Source organism: Nonomuraea sp. B208 (assembly GCF_057536035.1).
On sequence record NZ_BAAJOU010000019.1, the window covers coordinates 265,863 to 274,728 of the forward strand.

At 76.1% G+C, this 8,866-nt stretch carries 11 protein-coding genes; 6 read left to right on the top strand and 5 right to left on the bottom strand.

The window, feature by feature from the left end; genetic code table 11:
• The first annotated feature begins 56 nt into the window (after window positions 1-56).
• A complete protein-coding gene (locus AC27IY_RS15145) occupies window positions 57-533 on the top strand; it encodes a MarR family winged helix-turn-helix transcriptional regulator (RefSeq protein WP_344206289.1) in 477 nt (158 codons plus the stop codon).
• Window positions 534-597: 64 nt separating this feature from the next.
• Here the strand turns inward: AC27IY_RS15145 and AC27IY_RS15150 are convergent, their stop codons facing one another.
• Together AC27IY_RS15150 and AC27IY_RS15155 are read right to left on the bottom strand one after the other, a co-directional pair.
• A complete protein-coding gene (locus tag AC27IY_RS15150; RefSeq protein ID WP_364455993.1) occupies window positions 598-1,086 on the bottom strand; it encodes a hypothetical protein in 489 nt (162 codons plus the stop codon).
• A gap of 143 nt (window positions 1,087-1,229) precedes the next feature.
• Complete coding sequence (locus AC27IY_RS15155; protein WP_487178309.1) at window positions 1,230-2,021, bottom strand: DUF1206 domain-containing protein; 792 nt, start codon at window positions 2,019-2,021, stop codon at window positions 1,230-1,232.
• Between the two features lie 214 nt (window positions 2,022-2,235).
• On the opposite strand from AC27IY_RS15155, the gene AC27IY_RS15160 reads away from it, so the two are divergent.
• Window positions 2,236-2,703 carry a hypothetical protein gene (locus tag AC27IY_RS15160; protein WP_364455989.1) on the top strand — a complete coding sequence of 156 codons (468 nt, stop codon included), beginning with the start codon at window positions 2,236-2,238 and terminating at the stop codon, window positions 2,701-2,703.
• A gap of 7 nt (window positions 2,704-2,710) precedes the next feature.
• Here the strand turns inward: AC27IY_RS15160 and AC27IY_RS15165 are convergent, their stop codons facing one another.
• Together AC27IY_RS15165 and AC27IY_RS15170 are read right to left on the bottom strand one after the other, a co-directional pair.
• Window positions 2,711-4,441 (bottom strand): SDR family oxidoreductase, encoded by a 1,731-nt coding sequence (locus AC27IY_RS15165; RefSeq protein ID WP_487178310.1) that lies wholly within the window; start codon window positions 4,439-4,441, stop codon window positions 2,711-2,713.
• Between the two features lie 2 nt (window positions 4,442-4,443).
• Window positions 4,444-5,016 (bottom strand): TetR/AcrR family transcriptional regulator, encoded by a 573-nt coding sequence (locus AC27IY_RS15170; protein WP_449954012.1) that lies wholly within the window; start codon window positions 5,014-5,016, stop codon window positions 4,444-4,446.
• 61 nt (window positions 5,017-5,077) lie between these two features.
• Between AC27IY_RS15170 and AC27IY_RS15175 the strand changes: the two genes are divergently transcribed.
• Both AC27IY_RS15175 and AC27IY_RS15180 read left to right on the top strand, forming a co-directional pair.
• Window positions 5,078-5,959 carry an MBL fold metallo-hydrolase gene (locus AC27IY_RS15175; protein ID WP_487178311.1) on the top strand — a complete coding sequence of 294 codons (882 nt, stop codon included), beginning with the start codon at window positions 5,078-5,080 and terminating at the stop codon, window positions 5,957-5,959.
• A 28-nt stretch (window positions 5,960-5,987) separates the two neighbouring features.
• On the top strand, window positions 5,988-7,250 hold the full coding sequence (locus tag AC27IY_RS15180; protein WP_487178312.1) for an NAD(P)/FAD-dependent oxidoreductase: 1,263 nt from the start codon (window positions 5,988-5,990) through the stop codon (window positions 7,248-7,250).
• 15 nt (window positions 7,251-7,265) lie between these two features.
• Here AC27IY_RS15180 and AC27IY_RS15185 read toward each other — a convergent pair whose 3' ends face one another.
• Window positions 7,266-8,117: a hypothetical protein gene (locus AC27IY_RS15185; protein WP_487178313.1), complete on the bottom strand. Its 852-nt coding sequence runs from the start codon at window positions 8,115-8,117 to the stop codon at window positions 7,266-7,268.
• A 41-nt stretch (window positions 8,118-8,158) separates the two neighbouring features.
• Here AC27IY_RS15185 and AC27IY_RS15190 point away from each other — a divergent pair, with 41 nt between their 5' ends.
• Both AC27IY_RS15190 and AC27IY_RS15195 read left to right on the top strand, forming a co-directional pair.
• On the top strand, window positions 8,159-8,452 hold the full coding sequence (locus AC27IY_RS15190; RefSeq protein ID WP_487178314.1) for a hypothetical protein: 294 nt from the start codon (window positions 8,159-8,161) through the stop codon (window positions 8,450-8,452).
• Window positions 8,453-8,668: 216 nt separating this feature from the next.
• The coding region (locus tag AC27IY_RS15195; protein ID WP_487178315.1) for a hypothetical protein at window positions 8,669-8,866 on the top strand (198 nt) is incomplete at its 3' end.

The window sequence follows — 8,866 nt, forward strand, 5'->3', positions numbered from 1 at the left end:
GACTGATAACTCAATCACTGAGTCTCTCAATTATTGAGTTAATGTAGCATGGGCGCATGAACGGCGACACCGCAGGGGGCGGGGATCTCGGGCTCCAGGCGTTCGCGGCGCGGCTGCGCCGCATGACGGCCGAGTTCAACCGCATCGCCCACGAGTTCGCCAACGAGCACGGGCTGCACACGACCGACGTCCAGGCGCTCATCATGATCTACGACGCGCCGACGCCGATCACCCCGAGCCGGCTGCGCGACGAGCTCAACCTCACCTCCGGCGCCGTCACGGCCTGCCTCGACCGGCTGGAGCGGGCCGGGCACATCCGCCGCGTGCGCGACGCGCAGGACCGCCGCGTGGTCCACCTGCACTACCTCGCCACCGCGCAGGAGTTCGCCGCCGCGTTCTTCCGGCCGCTGGGCCGCAGCACCGGCAACGCGCTGGCCCGCTTCGGTCCCGACGAGCTCCGCACCGTGGCCGCCTTCCTCGACGCCATGAACGAGGAGCTCGCCGTGCTGCGCTCGGCGCCCCGCTCCCGCTGACCCTGTCCTGCTGCTCTCTTCTTCGGGTGCGGGGGCGGGAACGGTTGCGTTCCGGGGCGCCGGATTACCGGGGGACCAGCGGGCGGGCCGTCGGGCGGATGCGGCGGGCGCGGTGGGCGGCCAGCTCCCTGACGATGTTCGTACGCGGCAGCCCGCGCGGCGGGGCGTCCTTCCCCGCGGCCATCAGGTCGGCGTACAGGCGGCGGCCCTTGACCCGCACCATCTCGGCGTAGCCGGGGTCCACGAGGTCGAGCAGGGCCGCGCCGAGCATCCACCGCGAACGCCAGCGCGCGACGGCGAGGCCGCGTTCGGCGCTCGTGCCGGCCGCCTGCAGGTCGGCGCGCAGGTCGCCGACGGCGGCGATGAGGTCCTGGATCGCCCGGCGGGCGTGCTCCTGGCGCACCGCGTGCACTCTGGTCCGCCAGCCGATCGCGAACGTCGCCGCCGTGCACACGGCCAGCGCCACGACGGCCGCCACCGGGATGCCCGCCGCCGAGATCCCGGCGGCGCCCCAGGGGGCGGCCGTGTCCGTCCAGGTGATGTCTGCACGCATGTTCGGAACCTACGGCCTGCGGCCTCAACAGTGGATCAAGCGCACGTGCGAAAACGATCAACTTAGCGGCGCGGCCGGTCCCGTACAGCACGGTGTCCCGCGGGGGAGCTCCGCCCGCGGGACACCCGATCCTGGCGTTCCGGTCAGGTACGGCGCCAGCGGGCCTCGCCCAGGCAGTACACGCCGAACAGCAGCAGGCCCAGCGCCACCACCACGAGCAGCCACGGGCCGACCGGAGTGTCGGCGAACGCCCTGAGCGTGGCGTCGATGCCGCCCGCCTTGTCGGCGTCGTGGGTGACGGCCGCCTGGATGACGAACACGCCGGCACCGGCCGCGATCAGCCCGCGGGCCAGGTAGCCGGCCAGACCGAGCCGGTCCATCATGGCGCTCGCCTTCGCCGGCATCGGCTTGAGGTTCTCGCGGAACTTCTTCTTGAAGCCGTAGTGCATCCAGTAGACGCCCAGCGCGATGATGCCGAGCCCGACCGCGCCGACCAGGAGCGGGCCGCCGGGAAGGTCGAGCAGCTTGCCCGTGATGTCCCTGGACTTCTCGTCGTCGGAGTTCGTCTCGCCGGTCAGCAGCATGGTCAGCAGCGCGAAGCAGATGAACGCGTACACCGCGACGCGGCTGATCGCCTCGACCCGGTCCTTCGCTTTGTGGGCCTTGATGGCCTCACCGACCTGCCAGACGATCAGGGCGGCGAACCCCACCACCATGATCCACAGAATGACCGAGCCGAACGGCAGCGACGCCACCTCGCTGATCGCGCCGTTCTTGTCGGCCTCGCGGCCACCGTTGCCGCCGAAGGCGATCTGGATCGCCAGCACGCCGATCAGCGCGTACAGCACCGCACGGCAAACCAGGCCGACGCGCGCAAGCCTGTCCACGGCCGGGCTGTCGGTCGCCCGTCGCGCCAGGGTCTCCGTCTCGCTCATACAATCCTCCGGTCATGCGTTGGAAGACCAACGAAGTTCCCCGTAACGGGGCGCCTAGGCGTTTTCCAGGTCAGGACGCCCGGCGGGGGCGTGGAAGGGCATGATCGTGAACGGCGCACGGGGACGGCCCCGCGGACGTAGGATCTGCGTCCGGAGAGCCGTCCCGACGTCGGGACCGCGTCCGGAGAGCCGTTCCGTCGGGAGGGGAGCCCGCATGACCGTGACCCCCGCGCAGCTGCGCGCCCTCGCGAGCCGCGCCGACGCGCTCGCCGCCGAGGTGCGCGAGCTCTGCCTGAGCGCTCCCGCAGGGACGCCCGAGCGCGACCACCTCGGGGCTGCCTGGCAGGCCGTCGAGCGGCTGTCGGCCGGCGCCGACGACCTGGGGCGCGCGGCCGGCGACCTCGCCGCGCTCCAGGCCCGGCCGTGCGGCATGCCGTGGGGCGTCTGCCCGGAGCACGGCAACACGCTCTCCACCCGCGCGGGCATCTCCACCTGCCGGGTCTGCCGCCGTGAGTGGCCCCACGACCGCTTCGGCCGCCCGTGCGAGGAGCCGGTGACCTGGAAGGTCATCGACGGCGCCGGCGCGGAGACGCGGATGTGCGACGGCCACGTCCTCGGCGCACGCGCCGTCTCAGCGGGCGCCACATTCGTCCGCCTGGAACAGGCGGACGCCCCCCTCTGACCCGGCCTCACCCGCCGATGGCGTGGGCGACCTCCTCGGGATGGGTGAGCTGCGGGTGGTGGCCCGCGCCTCGGATGACGGTGACGGTGGCTCGGGGGAGGGCGTCCAGGAGTCGCCGTCCCTCCGGGGTGAGCGGATCGCGGTCGCCGATGACGACGTGCAGCCGCCCCTCGTGCTCGCGCAGCCGCTCCCGCAGGTCGGCGCGCCACTGGCGGTTGCCGGCCGCCGCCAGGGCGTGGGCGACGCGGGACGCGACGCCGGGACGGCGTAGGTCGGCGGCGCTGGTCCGGAGGGCGTCCGCGTGCGTGGGGTCCCCCGTGAGGCGCCGGGCCAGTGTCCCGGGGCCGGCCTGTCTCAGGTACAGGCGGGTGGCGGGCGCCCACGACGCCGTACGCCGCTGGAGGAAGAACGGCGCGACCAGCGTGAGCCGGCCGGGCGAGGACCCCGCCTCCAGCGCCGCCGCCGCGCCGATCGAGTGGGCCACCACGTGGTCCACGCCCCCGGACACCAGCGCCGCCACCCACGACCCCCAGTCGCCGGGCCCGCCGCCGCTCAGCCCGAGCCCCGGCAGGTCGGCGACCCGTACGTCCCCCAGCGCGGCCGCCACCCCCGCCCACGTGTCGGCGTTGACCGGCAGGCCGGGCAGCACCACGGCCGGCGCGCCCGCCGGGCCGAGCTCGAACGTCCGCACCCCGCCCACCGTCGTGAACCGCCGCCGCCCGTCCTCCGGCGCCTCCCCGAACCGGTGCGCCGCCAGCTCGTCGGCCCACCGGCGGATCGCGCCGGCGGTGTCCGGCCGGACGAGCCCGTGCCGGGCGGCGAACTCGTCCGCCGGCCCCGTGGGATAGCGCTCCTCCGACAGGAACGTCAGCGTCTCGGGATCGGTCCTGGTGAGGCGCGGAGGCAGCCGCCTGACCAGCGCCACCGGCACCCGCAGCCGGGGCGCGGGCACCTCGTAGTGCCGGGCGACGAGCGTGAGCAGGTCGGGAAGGGCGGGCGTGCGCTCGTCCAGCACCCAGTACGCCCGCCGCGCCGCCCCCGGGTCCTCCGGCAGCAGGGCCATGAACCGCGCGAGGTGACCCGCCTCGACCACGGGCACGAACGTCCGCCCGCTCCCGGGCAGCGCGGCCAGCCGGCCCCGCCAGATGTCGGCGACGCTCGCCGCGAGCCCGAGGTACTGGCCGGCCTCGCCGATCACGCTGGACGGGTTGACGATCGACCAGGGCACGCCCAGCTCGTCCGCCTCCGCCTGGAGGACGGCGTCCGCCTCGGCCTTCGACGCCTCGTACGCGCCGAGCGCCGCGTACGCCGCCCGCCGCCGCTCCTCGCTCCACGCCCCCGGGTCCTGCCCGCCCACCCGGTAGCCGGACACGTGGACCAGCCGCCGCAGCCGGGGCAGCCGCGCCGCGAGGGCGACGATCGCCCGCACGCTGTCCACGTTGGCCCGGCGGGCCTGCTCGGCCGTCATCCCGAACCGGTAGGCGCCGGCGCAGTTGTAGACCTCGGTGACGTCGTCCCAGCTCCCGTCCGCCAGCAGCGACGGGGCCGCGAAGTCCGCGCGTACGCGGGCCGGCGCCGGGTCGTGCCCGCGTCCGGCCAGCCACCGGGCCAGCCGCTCGTACGACTCCTGACTCCGGGTGGCCACGCTCACCCGCGCGCCGGCCCGGCCCAGCTCCAGGACCAGGGAGCGCCCGACGTACCCCGCCGCCCCGAACACCAGGGCATGCCGCTCGCCCATGCTCAGGCCGCCAGCAGCACGGCGAGGGCGTGCGCGGCGCAGCGCATCGGCTCCACCGACCGCTGGGCCCGGGAGACGATCATCGCGCCCTCGACCGTGCTCACCACGGCGGTGGCCAGCGTCCTCGCCTCGGCGGGGGAGCGGCCGTGCGCCGCGAGGTGGGCGGCGACCGGCTCGATCCAGGAGTCGAAGGCCCGCGCGCACGCCTCACGCAGCCGTTCGCTCTGCCCGCCCATCTCCAGGGCGACCACCGACACCGGGCAGCCGAGCTGGAAGTCGCTGTCGGCGAGCATCCCGGCCAGCACCTCGACCACCTGTCCGACGACCTCGCCGGGCGGCCCGCCGGGCGCGTCGGCCAGCAGGGCGCGGAACCGCTCGGCGGCCAGCTCGATCGCCTTCTCGCCCAGGGCCTCCTTGCCCTCGGGGAAGTGGAAGTACAGCGACCCCTTGGGGGCGCGGGCGTGCTCGGTCACGGTGGCGAGGCCGGTGCCGCTGTAGCCGCGTGCCTGGATGAGCTCCAGCATCGACTCCACCAGCCGGGCGCTCGTCCGGCCGCCCTTGGTCTGCTCGGTCATGGCGACATAATAGACCGGTCTATATATTTTTTGCGAAACGGAAACAGGGCAGAATGCGGACGTGCGCGACGACGGCCTGCTCATCCACCGCTTCCACGTCGGCGACCTCGCCTGCGCGGTGATCAGCGACGGCCAGCCGGGACCGCCCCTGGAGCCCGAGCTGTCGTCGTTCTTCACCCCCGGCAGCGGCGTGCCCGAGCCCGAACTGGCCGCCGCCGTCGCCGCGGAGGGCCTCGGCAGGCGTACGCTCACCTGCGGCTACAACTGCCTCTGCGTCGAGACCCCGGACGGCCTCGCCGTGATCGACACCGGCCTCGGCAAGGACTTCCTCGGCTACGGCCCCTACTTCCGGCCCCTCGTCGGCAGGCTCCCCGACGGGCTGCGCGCGGCCGGGCTGCCGGAACCGGCCGCCGTCGTCCTCACCCACCTGCACGAGGACCACGTCCGCGGGGCCGTCTGGCCCGGCGAGCCCGCCTACCCCGGCGCCGTCGGGCACGTGCACGCCGCCGAGCTCGCCTTCTGGTCCTCGGCCGCCGAGAGCGCGCTCCCCGAGCAGCGGGGGCCGGCGCACGAGGCCATCCGCGTCCTCGGCGAGCGGCTGCGGACGTTCACGTACGACGCCGAGATCCTGCCCGGCCTCCACACCGTCGAGGCCGCCGGGCACACGCCCGGGCACACCGCCTACCTGGTGCGTTCGCGCGGCGAGCGGCTGCTCTGCCTCGGCGACACCTTCTACGACCCGCTCCAGCTCCGCCACCCGTCCTGGCGCACCCCCTGGGACTGGAACGCCACCCGATCCGTACGCAGCCGCCGCCGCCTCCTCGCCCTGGCCGCCGCCGAGAACCTGCTCGTGCACGCCTACCACCTGCCCTTCCCCGGCCTCGGCCGGATCGAGCGGCACGGCGACGCGTTCCGCTGGCGCCCCACCGTCGTCGCGGCCTGATCCGGAGGCTCACGGGTAGGCGGAGCCCATGAGCGAACGACAAGCGCCCGTCATCGTCGTCGGCGCCGGCCTCGCGGGCCTGGCCTGCGCCGTCCACCTGCACGAGGCCGGCGTCCCGGTACGGGTCCTGGAGGCGTCCGACGGCGTCGGCGGCCGGGTGCGGACCGACGTCGTGGACGGGTTCCGGCTCGACCGCGGCTTCCAGGTGCTGCTCACCGGCTACCCCGAGGCGCGCCGCGTCCTCGACCTCTCGGCCCTGGACATACGGGCGTTCGCCTCGGGACTGCTCGTCTGCGGCGCGGGCGTCCGCTCCCGGGTGATGCTGCCGTGGCGGCATCCCCGCCACGCGTTCAGCGGGCTGCTGTCGGGGATCGGCACCCCGCGCGACAAGGCCGTGCTGGCCGCGATCACCGCCCGCGACATGGCCTTCCCTGCCTCCCGGCTGCGCCGCGGCCACGACCGGACCACCCTGGAGGAGCTGTACGCCTGGGGCATGTCCGACGCGATGATCGACGGCCTGCTGCGCCCGTTCCTCGCCGGCGTGCTGCTCGAACGCGGCCTGGAGACCTCCAGCCGGGTCTTCCACCTGCTCTGGCGCTCCTTCGCGCGCGGCAGGACCGGCGTGCCCGCGTTCGGGATGGGCGAGATCCCGCGCCAGCTCGCCGACCGGCTGCCGCCGGGGACCGTCACCCTCGGTGCCCGCGTCACCCGCATCGCCTCCGACGGGGTCGTGATCGAGAGCGGCGGCACGTACGACGGCGCGGCGGTGGTGGTGGCCGCCGACCCCGGCGCGGCCGGCCGGCTGCTGCCGGGGATCGAGGTCCCGCGGATGCGCCCGGTCACCACCTTCTACCACGTCGCGCCGCGCTCGCCGCTGAAAGAGCCCGTCCAGGTCATCGACGCCACCGGCGCGGTCACCGACACGATCGTGCTCACCGACGCCGCGCCCACGTACGCGGCCGACGGGCGGGCGCTGATCTCCACGTCCGTCCTCGGCGTCACCGGCGACGAACGGCCGGTGCGCGAACGGCTGACCGAGATCTACGGCGACACCTCGTCCTGGGAGCACCTGGCCACGTACCAGGTGCCGGAGGCGCTGCCCGCGATGCCGCCGCCGCACCCGCTGCGCAGCCCCGTCCGGCTGCCCAACGGCGTGTACGTCTGCGGCGACCACCGCGACACCGGCTCCCAGCAGGGCGCCCTCGTCTCGGGGCGGCGCGCGGCCCAGGCCGTGCTGTCCGCCCTCCGCGCACCGGCGCCCCGCCGCGCACCGGCCGCGCGTCAGCACTGAGCGTGGCCGCTGCCGTCAGCGGAGGACGGCGACCTCCTCGCCCGGCTCGCTCGCCGCCGACAGGGCGGCGACGCGGGTGCGCGTCACCGCGTACGGGCCCGGCGTCGTCCGCCCGTCCAGCGTGATCCGCGCGACCCCGCGGCTCCCTGCCGCGACGTAGTAGTGCCGGCCGGAGGGCGCCCGCCACCACGCGCCGGCCACCACGTCGCGCCGGAGCCGGCTGCAGTCCCAGGTGCCGCTCCGGCCCCCGGTGCGCAGGGCGGACGTACGCCCGCGAGCAGTGCTGAACAGCACGCCCCGCACCACGCTCCCGCCCCTGGCGTCGGCCAGCCGCAGGCAGATCCAGCGCCCGCGCGCCCCCTCGGGCAGCGCGCCGCGCCAGAACTCCCACGCCGCCGCCACCTCGGCGCCGCCGGCCGGCCACTCGGCCGCGCAGCCGAGCCCCTTCCAGACGCCGAACCCGTCCAGCGGGCCGCCCTCCGGCGGCCGGTAGCGGGCCTCGGCGGGGGAGATCCCGCCGAGATCGAGCATCGTGTACGGCAGTCCGGGCGCGATCTCCGGCGCCCGCAGCCGCAGCACCGGCCCCCGCAGGCACCGCCCGCCCGCCGCCGGCACAGTCACCGGCGCGGTCACCCCGCCCTCGATCCCGACCGGACGCCACGCCGGGGACCGGCCGGCCAGCGGCGCGGCCGACAGCTCGCGCACCCACGGCGGCACCAGGTAACGGCTGCCCGCCGCCGTGACGCGCAGCGTGAGCGGGGGAGCGCCGCCGGGCCGGGCGCGCGGCGCGGGGAACACCTCCAGCCTGCCCGGCCCGCCCGCCTCGGTGTAGCGGGCGACCTGCTCGCCGTCGCGCGCCAGCACCACGGCGCGCGCCGTCCACGCGCCCGGCGTACAGGAGCTGCCCGGTGCGCCGCCCCCACGCACGCAGGGCGCGGCCGACGAGGGCGGCGTCGCCGGTGAGCGCGCCGCGCGGCTCCCACGTGGACAGGTCCAGCTCGGTGCCGCGCCGCCAGGCGCCCGGCGCGGCCGACACGACGGCGGGGCCGGGCGGCTCGCCGGCCGCGCCGACGGCGACGACCTCGGGCGCGCCGAACACCACCGCCACCGTGACCGCCACCGTGACCGCCGCCGCCAGCGCCGCCGTGACCGCGCCGGCGACCAGCCGGGCCCGCGGCCGGCCGCCGGGCAGCCGGCCGTAGCAGCGGGCGAGCGTCGGGTCGGACGAAGGGCGGAACATCGCCGCCGCGCCGTCGCCGAACCGCCCCTCCAGCGCCGCGACCTCCGCCAGCGCGCCGCCGGGATCGGCCACCCGCGCCCGGGCCAGGATCGTCGCCACCTCGCCGGCGGGCCGCCCCTCCAGCCGCAGCAGCGCGTACGCCGCCCGCGCCCCCGGCCGCAGCGCCATCAGCTCCTCGGTGAAGGCCGCGTCGGCGCCCCGGGTGGTCGCGGGCACCACCTCCAGCCACGCGAGCCGCCCGGACCAGGGCAGGATCCGGGCCCGCAGCGCCCGCCGCAGCACCGTCCGGCGCAGCCGCGCCTGGTCGCGCCCGCGATGCCGGGCCAGCGCGGCGGCGGCGAGCCGGTGCGCGAGCACCAGCCTGCGCTCCTCCCCG